Annotated in this window: 17 protein-coding genes and 1 pseudogene; 16 read left to right on the top strand and 2 right to left on the bottom strand. The window is 61.4% G+C overall.

Annotated elements, in window-relative coordinates:
* The first annotated feature begins 251 nt into the window (after window positions 1-251).
* The 8 genes from ompA (at window position 252) to QZ648_RS16970 (ending at window position 6,378) form a co-directional block, all read left to right on the top strand.
* Window positions 252-902 carry an outer membrane protein OmpA gene (gene ompA / locus QZ648_RS17005; protein ID WP_169067084.1) on the top strand — a complete coding sequence of 217 codons (651 nt, stop codon included), beginning with the start codon at window positions 252-254 and terminating at the stop codon, window positions 900-902.
* Between the two features lie 82 nt (window positions 903-984).
* A complete protein-coding gene (locus QZ648_RS17000) occupies window positions 985-2,298 on the top strand; it encodes a TRZ/ATZ family hydrolase (protein ID WP_291997751.1) in 1,314 nt (437 codons plus the stop codon).
* Window positions 2,299-2,374: 76 nt separating this feature from the next.
* Complete coding sequence (locus QZ648_RS16995) at window positions 2,375-3,043, top strand: OmpA family protein (protein WP_169067082.1); 669 nt, start codon at window positions 2,375-2,377, stop codon at window positions 3,041-3,043.
* 142 nt (window positions 3,044-3,185) lie between these two features.
* Entirely contained in the window at window positions 3,186-3,884 is a 699-nt protein-coding gene (gene ubiG, locus QZ648_RS16990) for a bifunctional 2-polyprenyl-6-hydroxyphenol methylase/3-demethylubiquinol 3-O-methyltransferase UbiG (protein ID WP_169067081.1), read from the top strand.
* Window positions 3,877-4,533 (top strand): HAD-IA family hydrolase, encoded by a 657-nt coding sequence (locus QZ648_RS16985; RefSeq protein WP_169067080.1) that lies wholly within the window; start codon window positions 3,877-3,879, stop codon window positions 4,531-4,533. The genes ubiG and QZ648_RS16985 overlap by 8 nt, the downstream gene beginning before the upstream one ends.
* 38 nt (window positions 4,534-4,571) lie before the next feature.
* Complete coding sequence (locus QZ648_RS16980; protein WP_169067079.1) at window positions 4,572-4,946, top strand: CbiX/SirB N-terminal domain-containing protein; 375 nt, start codon at window positions 4,572-4,574, stop codon at window positions 4,944-4,946.
* 88 nt (window positions 4,947-5,034) lie between these two features.
* Entirely contained in the window at window positions 5,035-5,745 is a 711-nt protein-coding gene (gene tsaA, locus QZ648_RS16975) for a tRNA (N6-threonylcarbamoyladenosine(37)-N6)-methyltransferase TrmO (RefSeq protein ID WP_169067078.1), read from the top strand.
* 180 nt (window positions 5,746-5,925) lie between these two features.
* Entirely contained in the window at window positions 5,926-6,378 is a 453-nt protein-coding gene (locus tag QZ648_RS16970) for a hypothetical protein (protein ID WP_291997750.1), read from the top strand.
* Between the two features lie 93 nt (window positions 6,379-6,471).
* Here QZ648_RS16970 and pdxH read toward each other — a convergent pair whose 3' ends face one another.
* Window positions 6,472-7,110: a pyridoxamine 5'-phosphate oxidase gene (pdxH, locus tag QZ648_RS16965; RefSeq protein ID WP_169067076.1), complete on the bottom strand. Its 639-nt coding sequence runs from the start codon at window positions 7,108-7,110 to the stop codon at window positions 6,472-6,474.
* Window positions 7,111-7,260: 150 nt separating this feature from the next.
* Window positions 7,261-9,141 carry a PDZ domain-containing protein gene (locus tag QZ648_RS16960; RefSeq protein ID WP_291997749.1) on the bottom strand — a complete coding sequence of 627 codons (1,881 nt, stop codon included), beginning with the start codon at window positions 9,139-9,141 and terminating at the stop codon, window positions 7,261-7,263.
* A gap of 318 nt (window positions 9,142-9,459) precedes the next feature.
* On the opposite strand from QZ648_RS16960, the gene QZ648_RS16955 reads away from it, so the two are divergent.
* The 8 genes and pseudogenes from QZ648_RS16955 to QZ648_RS16920 all read left to right on the top strand — a co-directional run bounded on the left by QZ648_RS16955 (window position 9,460) and on the right by QZ648_RS16920 (window position 20,935).
* Complete coding sequence (locus QZ648_RS16955; protein ID WP_248595438.1) at window positions 9,460-10,383, top strand: glutamate/aspartate ABC transporter substrate-binding protein; 924 nt, start codon at window positions 9,460-9,462, stop codon at window positions 10,381-10,383.
* An 83-nt stretch (window positions 10,384-10,466) separates the two neighbouring features.
* A pseudogene (locus QZ648_RS16950) lies at window positions 10,467-10,802 on the top strand (asparaginase domain-containing protein); the annotation flags it as partial.
* A 447-nt stretch (window positions 10,803-11,249) separates the two neighbouring features.
* Complete coding sequence (locus tag QZ648_RS16945) at window positions 11,250-15,923, top strand: NAD-glutamate dehydrogenase (protein WP_291997748.1); 4,674 nt, start codon at window positions 11,250-11,252, stop codon at window positions 15,921-15,923.
* Between the two features lie 194 nt (window positions 15,924-16,117).
* Entirely contained in the window at window positions 16,118-16,669 is a 552-nt protein-coding gene (locus tag QZ648_RS16940) for a DUF2889 domain-containing protein (RefSeq protein WP_291997747.1), read from the top strand.
* A gap of 84 nt (window positions 16,670-16,753) precedes the next feature.
* Entirely contained in the window at window positions 16,754-17,914 is a 1,161-nt protein-coding gene (gene sucC, locus QZ648_RS16935; protein ID WP_291997746.1) for an ADP-forming succinate--CoA ligase subunit beta, read from the top strand.
* A 9-nt stretch (window positions 17,915-17,923) separates the two neighbouring features.
* Entirely contained in the window at window positions 17,924-18,817 is an 894-nt protein-coding gene (gene sucD / locus QZ648_RS16930; protein WP_169067072.1) for a succinate--CoA ligase subunit alpha, read from the top strand.
* A gap of 208 nt (window positions 18,818-19,025) precedes the next feature.
* The gene (locus tag QZ648_RS16925) at window positions 19,026-19,985 is read left to right on the top strand and encodes an ornithine cyclodeaminase family protein (protein ID WP_291997745.1); all 960 of its coding nucleotides are present in this window, start codon (window positions 19,026-19,028) and stop codon (window positions 19,983-19,985) included.
* Between the two features lie 149 nt (window positions 19,986-20,134).
* A complete protein-coding gene (locus QZ648_RS16920; protein WP_169067135.1) occupies window positions 20,135-20,935 on the top strand; it encodes a Stp1/IreP family PP2C-type Ser/Thr phosphatase in 801 nt (266 codons plus the stop codon).
* Window positions 20,936-20,948: the final 13 nt, after the last annotated feature.

Below are 20,948 nucleotides of genomic sequence, written 5' to 3'. Positions count from 1 at the left end.
GCGTACCGCTGGCGAATGCTGTCCGCGGGCGGCAGAGAGCTGGTCCGCAGGACCTGCCTCGGCGTCGTGGGAAGCCTTTCGGTGCTCGTCGCGGGGCATCGCTAACCGTCAATCGTTGTATAAAAGCAACACAATGCCAAACCAATGCTTGAAGCCGCTGAAGTTTGTATGCTTAAATCCGCCGACTGCGCAAAAATCGCATCGCGTGACACGCATTCGGACCTAACAGAGATTAATCGAGGAGGAATATCTTGAAATCGAAAATCATTACTACCCTACTGGCCTCAATCGGCCTTTTTGCTGCAGTTGGCGTCGCACAAGCGCAAACTGCGGCTGATCGCGTTTATGTGATCGACTCACGCGGTGAAGTCGCGATGAGCGGCGCCGGCCTCTGCTGGCGGACCGGCTTCTGGACGCCTGCAGGCGCAGCCAAGGACCCGGCTGGCTGCAAGTGCGACAAGGATCTGCTGCCGAAAGAGGTCTGCGAGCCGCCGATGGCCAAAGCCGCCGGACCGAAGCCGTCTGGTGACAAGGTGACTGTCGCTGCCGACGCGCTGTTCGACTTCAACAAGGCAACCTTGCGCCCGGCCGGCAAGGCGAAGCTCGACGAAGTCGTCGCCATGTCCAAGCAGATCAAGCTGGAAGTGATCATCGCCGTTGGTCACACCGATCGTATCGGCTCCGACGCTTACAACCAGAAACTGTCCGAGCGGCGTGCCGCGTCGGTCAAGAGCTATCTGGTCAGCAAGGGTGTCGAAGCCAACCGCGTCTACACCGAAGGTAAGGGCGAGAAGCAGCCCGTGACTCAGCCTGGCCAGTGCGCCGGTGCCAAGAGCGCGAAGGTCATCGCCTGCCTGCAGCCTGACCGTCGTGTCGATATCGAACTCATCGGCACCAAGTAATTCAGGCAAGGCCTAAGAAAACCCCGCCTCGGCGGGGTTTTTTTTCAGCTTGTACAAACCTGTTTATACGGCGACCCTGCCCATGAAAGTTGTCGATCTGCTCATCGAGGCGCGCTGGATAGTTCCGGTCGACCCCGCCGGCGTGGTTCTCGAAAATCATGCCGTCGTGGTCGATAATGGTCGCATCCTTGCCGTCCTTCCTCAGGATGAGGCTGCGAGCCGCTTTTCGGCCAAGAGCCACAAGCGGCTGGAACAGCATGTGCTGATTCCGGGACTGGTCAATCTACATACTCACGCCGCGATGAGCCTGTTGCGCGGTCTTGCCGACGACCTGCCGCTCAAGGAGTGGCTGCAGCATCACATCTGGCCGGCTGAGGCTGAGCATGTCTCGGAGCAGTTCGTCTATGACGGTACGCTGCTGGCTTGTGCCGAAATGCTGCGCGGCGGGATTACCTGTTTCAATGACATGTATTTTTTCCCCGGCGCTGCGGCCGACGCCGCGTTGGCCTCGGGGATGCGCGCCGCAATAGGCCTGATCACGGTCGACTTTCCGAGTAGCTACGCGACCGATGCGGACGACTATCTGGCCAAGGGGCTGGCCATCCGCGACCAACGCCTGGAACAGCCGCTGCTGTCCTTCTGCCTTGCGCCCCATGCGCCCTACACCGTCAGCGACGCCGGCTTTGCCAAGGTGCTGACGCTTGCTGAGCAGATCGAGCTGCCGATACACCTGCATCTGCATGAAACCGGCCAGGAAATTGAGGAAAGCGTGCAGCGCTTCGGGGTGCGACCGATCGAGCGCATCCGTCGCCTGGGATTGCTGAGCCCGGCGCTGATCGCGGTGCACGGGGTGCACCTCGAGGCGCACGAAATCGACCTGCTCGCCCAGCACGGGTGTTCGCTCGCACACTGCCCCAGCTCCAACCTCAAGCTTGCCAGCGGGATTGCTCCGATTAGCGAATTGGTGGCGAAAGGGATCAACATCGGTCTAGGTACCGACGGCGCGGCCAGCAACAACCGCCTCGACCTTTTCCAGGAGATGCGGCTGGCGGCATTGCTGGCCAAGCAACAGAGTGGCCGCGCCGACGCCTTGAATGCCCATCAAGTACTGCACATGGCAACGCTCGCTGGCGCCAGGGCACTGGGCCTCGAGGCACAGATCGGCTCGATCACGCCCGGCAAGGCGGCGGATCTATGCGCTGTCGCTCTCGACGATCTCGTGCTTGCGCCTTGTTACGAGCCCGTTTCACAACTCACCTATGCTGTAGGCCGAGAGCATGTTTCTGCCGTGTGGGTCGCTGGTCGGATACGCGTCGAGGATGGGCAACTGATTGAAAGCAACGAAACTGGATTGATAAAACTGGCGCTCTTGTGGCAAAATAAAATCCGTCCGTGACGAGTTCAGTGAACAACGAGGCATAACAGGCTATGTGGACCCGCTCCGCAGGCTTAAATTAACGAGGGAAACCTAGATGAAAAGAATTGTAAGAACAAGCACCATCGTGGCCGCGTTCGCTGCCGCCACTCTCGGCTTCGGCGCCTCGCTGGCTCAAGCACAGACTTCGATTCCCCTGGATCGTGTCTATGTGATCGACTCCCGCGGTGAAGTCGCGATGAGCGGTGCCGGCCTCTGCTGGCGGACCGGCTTCTGGACGCCTGCAGGCGCAGCCAAGGACCCGGCTGGCTGCAAGTGCGACAAGGATCTGCTGCCGAAGGAGGTCTGCGAGCCGCCGATGGCCAAAGCCGCCGGACCGAAGCCGTCTGGTGACAAGGTGACTGTCGCTGCCGACGCGCTGTTCGACTTCAACAAGGCAACCTTGCGCCCGGCCGGCAAGGCGAAGCTCGACGAAGTCGTCGCCATGTCCAAGCAGATCAAGCTGGAAGTGATCATCGCCGTTGGTCACACCGATCGTATCGGCTCCGACGCTTACAACCAGAAACTGTCCGAGCGGCGTGCCGCGTCGGTCAAGAGCTATCTGGTCAGCAAGGGTGTCGAAGCCAACCGCGTCTACACCGAAGGTAAGGGCGAGAAGCAGCCCGTGACTCAGCCTGGCCAGTGCGCCGGTGCCAAGAGCGCGAAAGTCATCGCCTGCCTGCAGCCTGATCGTCGTGTCGATATCGAACTCATCGGCACCAAGTAATCCGCTTGTGTTACGGAAGAAGCCCTGCTTCGGCAGGGCTTTTTTGTTGCTGCGCCCGGGCACTGCGCACTTGCTTTTGCGCGCCACGAAGGTCGCGCACTAGAACCTGCTGCCCGCCTTTTGTTAGGGAAACCGCTTCACAATGATCAACGCCGACCCGAACGAACTCGAGAAATTTAGCCAGCTAGCCCATCGCTGGTGGGACCCGAACAGCGATTTCAAGCCCTTGCACGACATCAACCCCTTGCGCCTGGAGTGGATCGACGGTCATTGCCAGCTCGCCGGCAAGAGTGTGCTCGACGTCGGTTGTGGTGGTGGACTACTTTCCGAAGGCATGTGCGAGAAGGGCGCGACGGTGACCGGTATCGATCTTTCCGACAAGGCGCTCAGCGTGGCCCGACTGCATTTGCTCGAAAGTGGTCGACAGGTCGACTATCGGCAGATTTCTGCCGAAGAGCTGGCTGCCCGGCAGGGCAGCAGCTTTGACGTCGTCACCTGCATGGAAATGCTCGAGCATGTCCCCGATCCGGCGAGCACCGTCGCCGCTTGCGCGGCTCTGGTCAAACCCGGCGGGCATGTTTTTTTCTCGACCATCAACCGCAATCCGAAAGCCTACCTGTTTGCGGTGATTGGCGCCGAGTATGTGCTGCAGATGTTGCCCAAGGGTACCCACGACTATGCGAGATTCATCAAGCCGTCAGAGCTCTCGCGCTGGCTGCGAAATGTCGGTCTCGATCCGGATGAGCTGCGTGGGATGACCTACAATCCTTTTAGCAAGCATTACGCGCTGGGCAGCGACACCGACGTGAACTACCTCCTGCACAGCGTGAAGAATGTTTGAAGCGGTATTGTTCGATCTTGACGGCACTTTTGCCGATACCGCGCCCGACCTGGCCGCCGCCCTCAACCGTTTGCGTGCCGATCTGGGGATGGCGCCGGTGCCGCCAGGGCAACTCCGCCCTTTGACCTCGCAGGGCGTACGGGGCATGCTCAAGGGCGGGCTCGCGATGCTGCCGAGTGATGCCCGCTACGTAGAATTCTACGATCGCTTCCTGCACTACTACAGTCAGGACATTTGTGTCGAAACGACGCTCTTTCCGGGTATTGAGCAACTCCTTGACGGACTTGAGGGGCGCTGTTCGCCATGGGGTATCGTCACCAACAAGGCGCAGCGCTTCACCCTGCCGCTCCTGGCCCGGCTTGGCTACGCCAAACGCGCAGCCTGTGTCGTCAGCGGCGATTCGGCACGCCGCGCCAAACCGGCAGCACACCCGATGCAGTTGGCGTGCTCGCTGCTTGCCAGGCGTCCCGAGAGTTGCCTCTACGTCGGTGACGATCTGCGTGACATCCAGGCTGGCCGTGCCGCGGGCATGGTAACCGTGGCCGTGCGCTATGGTTATCTCGGAGATGGCGACCCGATAGAGAACTGGGGCGCCGATCATGTTGTCGATCACGCTCACCAAATTGCCGCCCTGGCCGGTGTACACTGAACGCCCGTGACGTTCGTGACCTCTTCGAGACAAGCTCTATGCCCAAGACCGCTCTGATCCTTTTTGCTCATGGCGCACGTGACCCCGACTGGGCCGATCCCATGCACCGCGTCTGCGCCGTCCTTCGCGCACAGGCTCCCCATCGGCGCGTCGAACTGGCTTTCCTGGAGTTCATGAAGCCCGAGTTGCGCGACTGTGCCGAGTCGCTGCTCGCCGAGGGCTTCGAACGGATCGTCGTGCTGCCGATGTTCATCGCCCGCGGCGGACATCTGAAACGCGATGTGCCCTTGCTGCTCGACGAGTTGCGGTGTAGCCATCCGCAGGCGCATTTTGAATTGGGCGCTGCGATCGGCGAAGCCGAGAGCGTCGTGCAGGCGATGGCCTGGCACGCGCTGGCGCTGGTCGACAGCTAGTCGACAGTGGCCAGCGGCAGCGCGTGCCAGGCGCGCGTCGCGCGTTCTCGATTTCTGCGCGCTACCAGGGCTGGCGTGGAGCCTTGCGGTGCCTGAGTTCAGCTTTTCTCCGATCGGATTTCTAGCAACGCCGTTTCGCGATCGTTTCGGCATTCCACGGCAGGCGCAGCTGGCGCCCCATGCCCGCGGCCAGTTGCGCTTGCTGCGCCCATATGATCGAGCGGAAGCGGTGCGTGGGCTGGAGGCGTTCTCGCATGTCTGGCTCAGTTTCGTTTTCCACCGCAGTGCCGATCAATGGAGCCCGACGGTTCGTCCGCCGCGCCTTGGCGGCAATGCGCGGGTCGGCGTATTCGCCAGTCGTAGCCCTTTTCGCCCCAACCCTCTGGGCTTGTCGCTGGTCGAGTTGCTGGCGATCGATACGTGCGACGGCGTGCTGCTCACGTTCGGCGGCGTCGATCTGCTCGACGGTACTCCGGTTCTCGATATCAAACCGTACATCCCCTTCGCCGAGAGCCAAGCGGCCGCACGCGCCGGTTTCGTCGCTGGGCCGCCGCAGCAACTGGCCGTCAAGTTCAGTGCGCAGGCGGCGGCCCAGGTGTCTCTCCACGAGCGGCGCTGGCCGGATCTGGCGGCCCTGTTGCGCGAGGTCCTGGCACAGGATCCGCGTCCGGCATACGCAGCAGATCCTCTGCGCCAGTACGGCTTTCGTCTCTACGATCTGGAAATAAAATGGCGCTGTACGGCGACACGAGCTATTGTCGAGGCAGTTCTTGGGCCGCAGGACGAGGTGTCTTCGTGATCTGAAGATGGGGAAGGTGGTCAGCCTGTCAGCCGTGTCGCGGCTGCTGCGTTACTATCGAATCATCGTCAAGAGCCAAGCGTTGCCTCTTCTCCAGGCCGGCATCGCTATCGGGCCGGCAAGCAATCCTGCGACTGCCGGCCAGCGCTCTGGAAAATCATCATAATTGGAGACGATTCCATGAAAACCGTGATCGGCGCGCTGTTGCTGCTGGCCTTCGTGCAACCGAACACCGTTCTTGCCGATGGCCGTGGGCGTGGCGCCTATCCGGCGGTCGGCGCTGTGGTCGTCGGTGGTGGCGGTGGCTATCGCGGCCCTTATCGCGGCGGATACCGGGGAGGGTACGGGGGCAGGGGCTATGGAGGTGGCTCTGTGGGGGTCTATTTTGGCGCCCCCCTTGGCTGGGGTTGGCCGTGGGGTCCGCCAGTCTACTATCCGCAGCCAGTCTATCCGCCAGTCATCAACGTTCCCCCTCCGGTGGTTTACGTCGAAAGGGAGCAGGTCTCTGCAGCGGCGAGCGGCCAGGCGCTCGAGCCCGGCTATTGGTATTACTGCCGGGAACTCGCTGCCTACTACCCGGTAGTGACCCAGTGTCCCGGCACCTGGGAGCAGGTTGCGCCGCGTGCCGAATAGGCCGAGGCGGGTTGCCGTGAGGGCTGATGGCGCAACCGTCGGCGCGCGCTTGCCGGGAGTCGCTGCGCTTACTAAATTTCCGCGCCTCGGTAGTCAGGGAGCGAGTCGCTCGCGAATCCATTGCTGATCACTCCCAAGCCGGTAGCGCAAGCGGTCGTGTAGGCGGCTCTTGCGCCCTTGCCAGAACTCCCAGCAATCCGCTTGCAGGCAGTAGCCGCCCCAGTGCGGCGGGCGCGGCGGCTGCAGCAGAAACTTGGCGCCATAGCGAGCGGCGTTGGCGACCAGCACCGCGCGGCTGGAAATAACCTGGCTTTGCGGGCTGGCCCAGGCGCCGATTCTTGAGTCGAGCGGGCGGCTGGCGAAGTAGGCGTCGCTTTCTGCTTCGCCGATCTTGTCGACCCGGCCTTCGATACGCACGACGCGCTCCAGTTCGACCCAGTGGAACTGCAGCGCGGCCCAGGGATTGGCGGCCAACTCGCGGCCTTTGCGGCTTTCATAGTTACTGAACCAGGTGATGCCCTGCGCATCGAAGCCCTTGATCAGGACGACCCGTGTGGACGGGCGCATGCGCTTGTCGACCGTGGCCAGGGTCATCGCATTCGGCTCGGGTACTTGTGCAGCAATCGCTTCGGCGAGCCATTTCGAAAACTGCTCGCCGGGGTCGGCATGCGACGCCTCCTCGCTGAGTTCGGCACGCTCGTAGCTTTTTCGAAGGTCGCTAAGTTGGGTCATCGTCGGTGCCTGGGGTATAGGTGGGTTGAAGAATGCTGGCGCCCCGCAACCGGGATGCGCACTGCAAATGCGGGAGGGCGGCCATGACTCCAATGATCATGGGGTATATCGAGATGCCATGACCCTTAATGCGAAAGTCGCGTATGCGACTCACGAACCTCCCTTCTCCCCCTGCGGGAGAAGGGCCGGGGGAAGGGGGGGGACGGTCATGACTTTCATCATCCGGGGTATCTCGACTGACATGATCGTTAGCCAGCCTTCGCGCAGGACATTGCGCTTCTCTTTTACGACCAGTTGGTGCTTGTCGCTGGCTGGCGATTCGAGGCGCAGCGAGAAGTCCATCAGTTCGTCGCGTCGGAAAGCGAGTACGCGGATGCTTTCGCCCGCTTGCCGCCGGCACAACAGGCGTTCGAGAGAATCGGCCGTAACCCGCAGGCCGTCGATGGCTATCAACAGGTCGCCGGCCGAGAGACCGGCTGTCTGAGCAGGGCTTCCTGCGTACACCGTCGCCAGGCGCACTTCCCGGCCGTCAGTGCTGATTTTTGCGCCAAGCGTCGGCGTTGTCGACGCTTTTTGGCGTAACAGCTGGATACCGAACGGTTTCAGCAGTGGCGCCAGCGCGAGTTCCCTTGTGCCGTGTATCGCCGTGGCGAAAAACTGCGCCAGGTCGAGGCCGGACAGCTCTTCGGCGAGCAAGCGGATGTCATCGTCACCGACACCGACGCCGCCGTAAGCAGCGCGTTCGCCGTGCCGTAGCCAGAGCGCACGCATGACGTCGTCAAGCGATACCCGGTTCCTGGTGCCGGCACGCAGCCTGAGGTCCAGAGCCAGGGCGACCAAAGCGCCCTTGGCGTAGTAGCTGACCACCACGTTGGGTGTGTTCTCGTCCGGTCGGTAGAACTTGGTCCAGGCGTCGAAACTCGACTCGGCCAGCGTTTGCCGCTTGCGGCCCGGGTCGCGGAGGACCTTGTCGATCGTTCGCGCGACCAATCCCAGCCACTCCTCCAGTTCGATCAAGCCGCAGCGCAGCAGCGCCAGATCGTCATAGTACGAGGTAAAGCCTTCGAAGGCCCACAGCAGTGTGGTGTAGTTCTCTGCATCGAGATCGCAGGCGGTGAATGCGGCGGGGCGGATACGCTTGATGTTCCAGCTGTGAAAGTACTCGTGGCTGCACAGTCCCAGGAAAGTGCGGTAGCGCTCGGGCGTTCCCTGCATGCCCGGGTAGGGCAGGTCGTCGCGGGCGCAGAGCAGCGCCGTCGAGGCGCGGTGTTCGAGACCCCCGTAGCCGTCGTCGATGACGGTGATCAGAAACAGGTAGTGCGGCATTGGTGCGGGCTCGCCGAAAAATCGGATCTGCCATTCACAAAGGCGCGTCAGATCGGCCGTGAGCCGTGCCAGGTCGCAGTCGTGGCGCCCGCTGATGACTACCTCCTGCGGCACTCCGCAAGCGCTGAACGTAGCCAGCGTGAAGCCGCCCATCTCCACCGGATGGTCAATCAATTCCGCGTAGTTGGCAGCACGGTAGACGCCGAAGCCGTGCCGGTCGGCGGCACCTTTTTCGCCTTCGGCAGGCGCTAGCGCGGTCGCCACACGCCAGTCGCGATAGCGCTTGCCAAGCGGCCGCTGGATATCCACCAGGCAGGGTAGATGCTCGTGACCAAGGGCGCGCAGAAAAACGCTGCTGCCGTTGAAAAAAGCGTGTGTCTGGTCGAGGTGCGCGCCGCGTACCGAAAGGTCCCAGGCGTAGACTTCGCAGATCACCGTCAGCGCGGACAGTTTTTTGCCCATCGGCATGGCCTGCCAGCTGTGCTTGTCGATCTTGTCGAGACGTACTGGCTTGCCCACAGACTCGGCGCGGATCGACACGATGTGGCGCGCGAAGTCCCGAATCAGGTAGCTGCCGGGGATCCAGGCGGGCAGGGAAAAGCGCTGGCCGCTTGGGTCGGCGTTAGCCAGCGTGCAGCGCACCTCGAAAATGTGCGCCTCCGGGTGGCTCGGGCGGATGCTGTAGAAGATGCTCGCGGGCTTCATCGGGCGTTTTCTCTTATCGTAGGGTGGCACGGTGGGAATTGTAAGGCTTCTGTACTGTTCGCCAGGCAGTGGTCGCCGTCTCGGCGGTGCAGCAGAGGAGGTGTCGCTACGCCGACGCCGCGCCTGTCGGTCAATCCGCTGACGCTTCAACGACCTGAGCAACGCTAGGATCCCGGCGCAAGTCGTGCCACAATGATTTCACCGGGAATAGGCCCGAAGAGAAATTTGTTTGGCTAGAGCGGAAGGGGGTTTGAGCGAGGCATGAAGGTGATCGGAAATTCAAACGGCCTACTTTTCGCAGTAGCTTTGGCGACTGTATTGCTGTCTTCCCCCGCCATGGCCGAGGCGCAGAGCAAGTCCCAGGCACAGAGCAAGTCCAACAAGGCCCAGCCCAAGGCCCAGGCGCAGCCCCGCGAGCTGGTGGGGGTGCTGAAGAAAATCAAGGATACCGGCGTGATCTCGCTCGGCCATCGGGCAGCCTCGATTCCCTTCTCATACTATGACGGCGAGCGGCAGGTCATCGGCTATTCACAGGATCTGGTGCTGAAGGTGGTCGAGGCGATCAAGGCGGACCTGAAGATGGCCACAATCGAAATCAAGTTGGTGCCTGTTACTTCGTCGAACCGCCTGGAAATGGTCGTGGACGGCTTGGTCGACATCGAATGTGGTTCGACCACCAACAACACCAAACGCCAGAAAAAGGTCAGCTTCTCGACGACGATTTTCATCATCGGTACGCGTCTTCTGACCAAGAAGGACTCCGGGGTCCTGGATTTCCCTGAGCTGTCGGGCAAGAACGTGGTCACCACCAAGGGAACGACCTCGGAACGTCTACTGCGCGAGATGAACGACAGCAAGAAAATGAACATGAGTATCATTGCCGCCAAGGATCACGGTGAGGCGTTCCTGATCCTCGAAACGCGGCGCGCGGCCGCGTTCATGATGGATGACGCACTGCTCTACGGGGAATTGGCCAAAGCCAAGAAGCCCGAGGACTGGGCAGTGGTCGGCACGCCGCAATCGTTCGAGGCCTACGGCTGTATTCTGCCCAAGGATGACGTGCCCTTCAAGGATGTCGTCGATCGCGCGCTGACCAAGGCCATGACCTCCGGCGAGGCAGAGAAGATTTACGCCAGATGGTTCCTGCAGCCGATTCCGCCGAAAGGTCTGAACCTCAACTTTCCGCTGTCCGATGCCATGAAGGAACTTTACAAGGCGCCAAACGACAAAGCCTTCGATTAACGGCGCATCGCCCGGGGTCCGTACGGTCTTCGGAATGGCAACTGAGGGAGGAGCCCATCTTGAACAAGGCGCTTGCAAGCTGGTTGGTAACCGTCGTTTCACTGCTCGTTCCCAGTGCTGCGTCGCTGGCGGCCGCGAAGCCGAACATCGTCATCTTCGCCACTGGCGGCACTATCACCGGTGCCGATGCCGATGTCACCAACAGCGGCGCTACCTATCAGGCCGCCAAGGTGCCGGTGGACCAGCTCATTGCCGCCGTTCCGCAGTTGCAGGCGGTTGCCAATGTGCTCGGCGAGCAGGTTTTCCAGATCGTTTCGGAGAGTTTCACCAACGACCATCTGCTGACTCTCGCCAAGCGCGTGACGGCGCTCGTCGAGCAGAGTGAGGTCGATGCGGTGGTGATTACGCAGGGCCTCAATCCTCAGAAGGCACAGACTCTTGCCTCGCTGGCCTTGACCCAGACGCAGGATGGCAAGGAACTGCAGCGCAGCGTCTGGGAGTACTGATCCGTTGGTGGCTGATGCCACTCGTGGCTGCGGGCAGGGTCGTCTCGCGCCAACCTGTATCGATAAGCAGCCTCGTGTCGCATGCGCCTTGGCTACGCTGGCGCTTCCTTCAGCGCCAAGGGGCTTGCACGATGGCGGCACCGTGCTTCGGTTTGGTGCCCGCTTGCTTCCCCGATGGTTTGTCAGCTGGCTTGCAGAAGCGCCGGCTGCTGTTGCGCACCGGAGCAGTGTCTGCCGCGCCGCAGAGGTGCGCGGACAGCGCGCTCTCACTTGCACAGTTCAGGCGTAGCTTGCCTTTTCTGAAGACCGGTCAAGCCGGGCTGAGTAGCACTGGATGAATAAATAAACTAGGAGAGCGGCATGGTATTGACCAATGAATCCACCCTCAATCTGCGGCGCAACCTGCGCGAGATCGCGGAGCAGCAGAATCTGCCCGCGCGCATCAACGAGTACCTCGAATGCTACTTCGGTGATGGCGAACTGAGCGACTCCAGTGACGCCAGCCCGGAAGATCTCCTCGGTGCAGCTGTCCAGCATTTTCGCCTGGGCGACGCGCGGCCACCGGGGAAAGCCGCTGTCGCTCTGTACACTCCGGATTTTGACCGCCACGGTTGGCATTCGCCGCACACGGTGATCGATGTCGTGACCGACGACATGCCCTTTCTGGTCGATTCGATCACCATGGTCGTGTACCGTCATGGTCTGGTCATCCATCGCTTGCTGCATCCTCTGCTGGCCACCGAGCGAAACGTGGAGGGGCAGTTGCAACACACTTTGCCGCGCGGTGCCACCGGCAGCCAGCCGGAATCTTGGATCCACCTCGAGATCGACCGCGTTGGCGACGGACAGCTGCTTGAACGGCTGCGCCAGGAGATCGCCAGCGGTCTCCTCGATGTGCGCGCGGCGGTCGAAGATGTCGCCGCCATACAGAGCTGCATGCAACAAGCGTACGACGAGATGATCACCATTCCGGGTCCAGAGTGCGATGAAGCAGGGGCGTATCTGCGCTGGATCGGGGTCAACAATTTCGTCTTTCTCGGTTATGCCGACTACCTCGTCAGCCCGGAAAGCGGCACGCTCGCGCGCGTTGCGGACAGCGGACTCGGTATCCTCCGTCACGCCGACCACCAAGGCTTTGGCCATTGCCTGGCCGGATTTCAGGGCGCCGTTGCTGCGTTGGCCGGAGATCCCTCGCCGCTGATCCTGGTCAAGACCGACGCGCGTTCGACTGTTCACCGTGCGGCCTACCTCGACTTCATCGGCGTCAAGCGTTATGACGCTGGCGGCCAGGTCATCGGCCTGCGTGCTCTGGTCGGTCTGTACACGGCGCATGTCTATCACGTGGCGGCAACCGACATTCCGATCCTGCGGCGTAAGATTTCTGCAGTCAGGGAAGCCATCGGCTTTATCCCGCGCAGTCACCGCGAAAAAACCCTGCTCAATGTCCTCGAAACCTATCCCCGCGATGAGTTGATCGAGATCGCGCAGGGCGACCTGATGGCCGCTGCACATGGCATCGTTTCGCTGCACGAACGCGAGCAGGTGCGCGTCTTCATGCGTAACGACGCCTGGGGGCGCTACGTTTCGGTGATGGTGTACATGCCGCGCGACCATTTCGATACCCGCTTGCGCAAACGAATTTCGGCGCTGCTTAACGAAACGCTGCTTGCCGAAAGTGTCGATTTCTTTATCATGCTCGGCGAATCTCGGCTGGCGCGCATTCACTTCATCGTGCACACGCCGCTTGGCACCACCTACGACTACGATGCACAGGCCATCGAGAGGCAGGTTGCGCGCATCGTTCGTGGCTGGGCCGACGAACTGAAACACAATCTCATCGGGCATTATGGCGAGGAACGGGGCAATGCCCTCTTGCGCCGCTACGGTTCCGAATTGCCGCAGTTCTATCAGGAGCGTGTCACGCCCGCTTCTGCGGTGTCCGACCTGGAGCGTCTGGAAGCGGCCGAAAGCAGCGGCCGGGTCGAAGTGAAGCTTAGCGCCGCGCAAGGTGATGACGGTTCGCACCAGCACGTGAAACTGTTCCGCCGCGGTCGCCCGCGACCGCTGTCGGCGATCCTGCCCATTCTCGAAAACCTCGGGCTGACGGTACTTTCGGAGCAACCGTTCAAGTTGCCACAGAGTGATCTGCACCTCGCTGATTTCGCTGTCCAGCTGCCTGACCCGGCGGCACTCGACGACGACAGCACGCGGCGAGCCTTCGTCGAATTGCTTGAAAGCCTGCTCCGCAACGAAGCAGAGAACGACGGTTTCAACCGGTTGGTCCTGCTCGCTGGTCTCAACGGCCGGCAGATCGGCATTCTGCGCGCCTATCGCCGGTATCTGCTGCAGGCTGGACTGCCCTTCAGCCAGACCTACATCGAGCAATGTCTGGCGACCCATTTCAGCATTACCCGTGCTCTGGTCGACCTCTTCGAAGCGCTGTTCTCGCCGGCGGCAGACGACGCGCGTGCGAAAGCCATTTCCGAGGAACTGAGCGCGGCCTTGCTGCAGGTCAGCAATCCCAACGACGACCGCATCCTCGCCGCCATGCAGACGGTGATCGAAGCCACCCTGCGCACCAATGCCTACCAGTCAGCCATTGACGGAAAGGCACGCGACTACCTGTCACTGAAGCTTTCCTCGCGCGATATCCCCTTCCTGCCCGAGCCGAAGCCGCTCTACGAGATCTTTGTCTACAGCGATCGGGTCGAAGGGGTGCACCTGCGCGGTGCGCGGGTGGCGCGTGGCGGTTTGCGCTGGTCTGACCGGATGGAAGACTTCCGTACCGAGGTGCTTGGTCTGGTCAAGGCCCAGATGGTCAAGAACGCGGTGATCGTTCCGCTGGGTTCGAAAGGGGGCTTCGTTTGCAAGCGGCCGCCACCGGTCAGCGACCGGGAAGCTTTCCAGGCCGAAGGGATTGCCTGTTATTCGACTTTCATCCGCGGTCTACTCGATCTGACCGACAACCTCGTGGACGGCCAGGTCGTTCCGCCACCCGGCGTGCGCCGTCGTGACGGTGATGACGCCTATCTGGTGGTCGCCGCCGACAAGGGGACGGCGACCTTTTCGGACATCGCCAACGGCATCGCCATCGAGTACGGCTTCTGGCTTGGTGATGCTTTCGCCTCAGGCGGTTCGGTGGGTTACGACCACAAGAAAATGGGTATCACCGCCCGCGGCGCCTGGGAAGCGGTCAAACGGCATTTCCGGGAGCTGGGGCTGGATACGCAAACGCAGCCCTTCACGGTCGTCGGCATTGGCGACATGTCGGGGGACGTCTTTGGCAATGGCATGCTGCTCTCGCCGCAAATCAGGCTGATCGCCGCTTTCGATCACCGCCACCTGTTCCTCGATCCGAATCCGGATCCGGCACCGAGCTACGCCGAGAGGCAGCGGCTGTTCGCGCTGCCGCGTTCGTCGTGGGCGGACTACGACCCGGCGCTGATTTCCACGGGCGGCGGCATCTGGTCGCGCAGCGCCAAGGCCATTCCACTGTCGCCAGAAGTGCGTTCGTGGCTGGGTACTGCAGCGATCCAGCTGCCGCCGCACGAGTTGATCAAGATCATCCTGCAGGCACCGGTCGATCTGCTTTACAACGGTGGTATCGGGACCTACGTCAAGGCCAGTAGCGAGAGTCATCAGGAAGCCAATGATCGTGGTAACGACGTTTTGCGGGTCGATGCCAGTCAACTGCAGGCGCGGGTGATTGGTGAAGGCGGCAACCTCGGGCTGACTCAGCCCGGCCGTATTGAGTTCGCGCTGCACGGCGGCCGCATCTTCACCGACGCCATCGACAACTCGGCGGGGGTGGACTGCTCCGACCACGAGGTCAACATCAAGATCCTGCTCGCCGGCCTGATCAGTCGTGGTGACGTGACCGGCAAGCAGCGCGACACCCTGCTCGCCTCGATGACCGACGAGGTCGGGCGCCTGGTGCTGGCCGACAACTATCAGCAGACGCAGGCGATTGCGCTTGAAGCGGCGGCGGGCGTTGAGCTGATCGAAGCGCACGGACGTTTCATCCGCACTCTCGAAGCGAAAGGTGCTTTGCGCCGCGCCATCGAGTCATTGCCTGACGACAAGCGCCTGGCCGAGCGTGCGCAGCAAGGGCGCGGCCTCAGTGCACCGGAGCTCTCGGTTCTCCTGGCCTATGCCAAGATCACCCTGAAGGAAGCCATTCTGGCTTCGCAGCTGCCCGACAACAAGGACGTTTACGAGTTGCTGGTGAACTACTTCCCTGCCGCTGTGCTCGGACAGTGCAGCGATTTGCTGCCAGCGCACCCCTTGAAGCGTGACATCATCACCACCCAGCTGGTCAATCGTCTGGTTAACCGCATGGGGACGATCTTCGTCATGGAGGTCAGCGACGAGACCGGCGCTTCACCGGAGCAGGTCGCCGGCGCCTGGTACGCCGCCAGCAGCGTGCTCGATGCGGAATCACTATGGCGCGATGTCGAATCCCTGGACCTGGCAATCGACGCGGTGGCGCAGATGGCCCTGATGGTCGAGCTGCGGACGATGACCGGCGCGGCAACTCGGCTGCTGGTGACACAGCATGTCGGCGGTGCTTCGATTGGCGAAATGGTCGCCGAGTACCGGCCCGCGGTGGTCGACTGCATGGACCGTATTCGGGTCGCTGGGAGCGGGGCGCAGGGGCTTACAGCGCTGCTCGAAGCGCGTGCGCAGATCGTCGCCGCGTTCGAGTTGGTGAATCTTGCGCGTGCCTGTGCCTTCCCCTTGGTTCAGGTTGCCGGCGCACTCCGCGAACTGGCCGAGAAGCTCGACCTGGACTGGCTGAGTGCGGCGATCAATCGACTTCCAGCCGGCAACCGCTGGCAGGCACGAGCACGTGCCCAGCTCTCGGCCGAGTTGACCGGTCTTCGCCAGCAGCTCTTGCAGCAGGTCTTGGGCGGCTCCATGCAGCCTACCGAGCAGGCCAGTGCCGTGATTGACGAGCTGAAGAGCAACGTGCCGCAGGATCTGGCCATGCTCTCGGCGGGTCTGGCAGAGGCCAGGCGTCTGTTGGTCTCCTGAAGCGACCGAGGCAGGAGCTCTCGTTCATGTGGCGGGAGTTCCTGCCTGTGCCTTGAGTGCCAGGTCGCCGGGTCCTTGCGCCGTTCTGGCAGCCATAATTATGAATTGCGCCGAGACCCGGGAAGGGTTTTGGTGTAGAATTGCTTGCCCGCTGCGAGGCTTTCACAGGCTCGCAAATCCCCTCAGGATTCTTGATGCCGCTGCCCGCACCCACTGCCGAACGCACCCGTATGCACGTCCGCAGCGTCCAGCTCGGCGGCTACAAGCGTAATGATGGTTGTTGGGATATCGAGGCACGACTGGTGGACTTCAAGGATCACGACTATCCGCTGTCGTCGGGCTTGCGCAAGCGAGGTGAAGCGGTGCACGACATCTCGGTGCGGGTGGTCATTGATGCCCAGATGAATATTCTGGATGCGTCGGCCTGTATCGACGCGATGCCGTACAGCGGATATTGCGATCAGATTGCTCCCGATTACTCGCAGCTGATCGGCCTCAATCTCTTTCATGGCTTCCGGACGGCAGTCAAGAATCTCTTCCGCAGCACGCGTGGTTGCTCGCATATCAGCGAGTTGGTGAGCTTCTTGCCGACCGCGGCGCTGCAGACCTTCGCCAGTGACGTGCGCGACAGCGACGATAGCGGGCACAAGCCCTATCAGCTTGATCGTTGCCACGCGCTGGAGTCGCATTCGGACGCGGTTCGGCGCTATTACCCGCGCTGGTACCGTGGCCAGAAGCCCGGGTAGGATACTCTGCCTGCGGTTCGTTACTTTCGTTCCACTCGTTCCACTGGTTACACTTCGCAACCTTAACTCAAGCAAGGAAAGCGCATGAAAATTCACGAATATCAGGGTAAGCAACTCCTGAAGAAATTCGGCGTTGCCGTTCCGCGCGGGGTCTTCTGCCAATCCGTCGATGAAGCGGTCAAGGCAGCCGAATCCCTGGGAGGCAATCTCTGGGTCGTCAAAGCCCAGATTCACGCTGGCGGTCGTGGTAAAGGCGGTGGTGTGAAGGTCGCCAAGTCGCTGGACGAAGTCCGCGAGTTTGCCGGCCAGATTCTCGGCATGCAGTTGGTGACGCACCAGACCGGTCCGGTTGGCCAGAAAGTCCGCCGCCTGCTGATCGAAGAGGGTGCCGATATCCGCAAGGAGTACTACGTTGCCGCGCTGACCGATCGTACGACGCAGACGGTGGCGATAATGGCCTCTTCCGAAGGCGGTATGGATATCGAGAAGGTCGCTCACGATACCCCCGAGAAAATCCTCAAGGTCTTCGTCGACCCCGAGGAAGGTTTGAGCGCCAAGCAGGCAGCTGAACTCGCTACCGGCATTGGCGTTCCCGCCGCATCGGTCGACAGCGCTGTCAACGCGCTGCAGGGGCTCTTCAAGTGCTACATGGAAACCGACGCCTCGCTGGCCGAGATCAACCCGCTGATTCTTGAAGGTGATGGCAACATCAAGGCCATCGACGCCAAATTCAACTTCGACTCCAATGCGCTCTATCGGCAGCCCGAGATCATGGCTTTCCGCGACCTCGACGAAGAGGACCCTGACGAGCTCGAGGCATCCAAGCACGATCTTTCGTACATTTCGCTTGACGGCAATATCGGCTGCCTGGTGAACGGTGCGGGTCTGGCCATGGCGACCATGGATACCATCAAGCTCTTCGGCGCCGAGCCAGCCAACTTTCTCGACGTTGGTGGTGGCGCAACCACCGAAAAAGTCACCTCGGCGTTCCAGATCATGCTCAAGAATCCCAAGGTCAAGGGAATTCTGGTCAACATCTTCGGTGGCATCATGCGCTGCGACACCATCGCCACCGGCGTTGTTGCGGCAGCCAGGGAAACACACATCGCGGTCCCGCTGGTGGTGCGTATGAAGGGAACCAACGAAGATATCGGCAAGAAGATCCTGAGCGATTCCGGTCTGCCAATCATCACTGCGGATTCAATGGCTGATGCCGCCACCAAGATCGTTGCTGCGGTCAAGTAAGGAGCCAACATGTCGATTCTGATCAACAAAGACACCAAAATCATCACCCAGGGCATGACCGGCAAGACCGGGCAGTTCCACACCGAGAAGTGCCAGGAGTACGCCAACGGCAAGAATTGCTTCGTTGCCGGCGTCAACCCCAAGAAAGCCGGCGAGAGCCTGATGGGTATCCCGATCTTTGGCACGGTCAAGGACGCTGCTGCCGAGACTGGCGCCACTGTTTCGGTGATCTACGTACCGCCGCCAGGTGCGGCTGCCGCGATCTGGGAAGCTGTCGAAGCTGACCTTGATCTGGTGGTTTGCATTACCGAAGGCATTCCGGTCCGCGACATGCTGATGGTTCGCAACCGGATGAAGAAACGTGAAGCCGCCGGCGGCAAAAAGACCCTGCTACTTGGCCCGAACTGCCCTGGCATAATCACCCCGGATGAAGTCAAGATCGGCATCATGCCCGGTCACATCCACCGCAAGGGTCGCATCGGCGTGGTTTCGCGTTCCGGCACTCTGACCTACGAGGCCGTTGGCCAGCTGACCGAAATCGGTCTTGGTCAGACCACCGCCGTGGGTACGGGTGGCGACCCGATCAACGGTCTCAAGCACATCGACATCATGCGTCTGTTCAACGACGATCCTGATACCGATGCGGTGATCATGATCGGTGAAATCGGCGGTCCCGACGAAGCCGATGCTGCTGTGTGGTGCAAGGCGAACATGAAGAAGCCGATCGTTGGCTTCATCGCTGGCGTTACCGCTCCTGCAGGCAAGCGCATGGGCCACGCTGGCGCGCTGATCTCCGGCGGCGCAGATACCGCTGACGCCAAGCTCGCGATCATGGAAGAGTGCGGCTTCACGGTGACTCGCGATCCGTCGGAAATGGGCAAGCTGATCAAGAAGCTGATCTAGGCGCAGCGATCTGGCTGAAGTCCAGCCAAGAAAAAAGGCAGACTGCGGTCTGCCTTTTTTCTTGGCCATTGCCTTGTGCTGATTGGCGCAGGCCATTTCCCGGTAGAATCGGCGATGCAGGCTTTCTGCGAGTTTGATGTTGCGGGCAAGACAAGTTTGCGTAGCGTCAAATCGCCAGTATTACGCGTGTTACGGATGCGAGAACAAAATGGCTCTGTTCCTGACTGAAAAAGAGGTTGAGCAGCTGTTGACCATGCCGCTGGCGTTGGCGGCGGTCGAGGCTGCGCATCGCCAGCTTTCGACCACGGCGGCCTGCGATGTGCCGCGGCAGAGGACGCGCCTGCCGCAAACGACGCTGCATATCCTGCAGGGGGCATTGCCACAGCTCGATGCCATTGGCTACAAGGCCTATACCAGCAACCGCTCGGGTGTGCGCTTTCTGGTCCACCTGTTCCAGGCCTCGACCGGCCGCCTGCGGGCGGTGATCGAGGCTGACCGCCTGGGTATGATGCGTACCGCTGCCGCTGCCGGCGTCGCCACCCGCTTCCTGGCCCGAGCCGATGCGCAGGTCGCGGGTATCTTTGGTGCCGGCTGGCAGGCGGAGGGGCATGTTGAGGCAATTGCCGCCGTACGGCAGTTGCGACTCGTCAAAGTGTACGCCCGTCGCGCTGATCGACTGGCTGAATTTTGCACGCGCATGGCAGACCGTCTCGGTATCGAAGTCGTCGCGGCTACGTCGCCCGAAGAGGTGGTGCGCGGTAGCGATATTGTCAGTACCGTCACCACCGCATCGACGCCGCTGTTCCATGCCGACTGGCTATCGCCGGGAACGCACATCAATGGCGCCGGCTCCAATTCGCTGATTCGCCGCGAAATCGGCGAAGATGTTCTGAAGCGTTGTTCGGCGATCATCGTTGACAGTGTTCAGACGGCTCTTTGTGAAGCCGGAGACCTCTTGCCCTTGTTCGAGAAAGGCCGCCTGCAGGCGCGTTCCCTGGTCGAACTCGGGGACGTGATCTGTGGTCGGCAGCCGGGACGTTCGACGGCTGCCGAGATCACGCTCTTCGAATCACAGGGCATGGCCGTTCAGGATCTGGCGCTGGCCGTCCGCCTCGAGGCGCTTGCACGTGAGCGTGGTCTGGGTCTCGAATTGCCTTTTGGCGGCTAGTGTTGGCACAATGTCTGCGGCCGGGAGCGCCTGAGCGCTCGAGGCGTTTCTCGCAACGTGAGCCGTGAGTGAAGTGTGGCCGCGTTGGCATGCCGAGCATTGGTTATGGGGGAGAAGACGTGACAAACAGTCTCTTGGGTGTGCTGGAAATGGTTACGCGCACCGACCCCGGACTGGTGCGGGGACAGAACGAGGATTCGGTATTTGCCGACGCTGAGCTGGGCCTGGCAATCCTGGCCGACGGCATGGGTGGCTACCAAGCTGGTGAAGTAGCCAGCAGCATGGCGACGGAACTCCTGTCGAGCGGGCTAGCACGAGCATTCAAGGCCTGTGCGGCGCATACCGCCGATCCTGACACCGGGCAATTGTTTGCCGAGCGAGCGCTGCTTGAACAGATCGCCGTGGTCAACTCGGCCATCTATAGTGCCGCTGAGGGTCAGTCGCGCTTCGGCGGCATGGGCACTACCTTGGTTGCCGCTGTCTTTTGCGACGACCTGATGGTGGTTGCGCATATCGGTGACTCGCGCCTGTATCGACTACGTGGCGAGCAGTTCGTCGCTTTGACTCACGACCACTCCTTGCTGCAGGAGCAACTCGACTGTGGCGAAATATCGGCCGAAGAAGCGCGCTATTCGGTCAACCGCAATTTGGTGACGCGTGCCGTTGGCGTTGATCCAGAGGTGGAGGCCGAGTTGCATTGGCACTCGGTTTACCCGGGCGATGTTTACCTGCTGTGTTCCGACGGCCTCTACGACATGCTCGAAAAAGGCGAGGTTCAGCTCGTGCTGGAGAGGTTTGGCGCCAATCTTGAACTCGCTGCCACGCAGTTGCTACAGCTCGCCAACGACAACGGTGGGGACGACAATATCTCGGTAGTGGTGATCAAGGTCTTGCGCGAGTTTCCAGCTGCCCCGGGGCGCTGGGCGAAGCTCTGGTCGTGGTTTAAATAAGGACGAAACAGGC

The sequence above is a fragment of the Candidatus Accumulibacter sp. ACC012 genome, assembly GCF_907163155.1.
GTDB lineage: Bacteria > Pseudomonadota > Gammaproteobacteria > Burkholderiales > Rhodocyclaceae > Accumulibacter > Accumulibacter delftensis.
The sequence above is the reverse complement of the archived record's forward strand: the minus strand, read 5'-3'. Positions and strand labels throughout refer to the sequence as shown.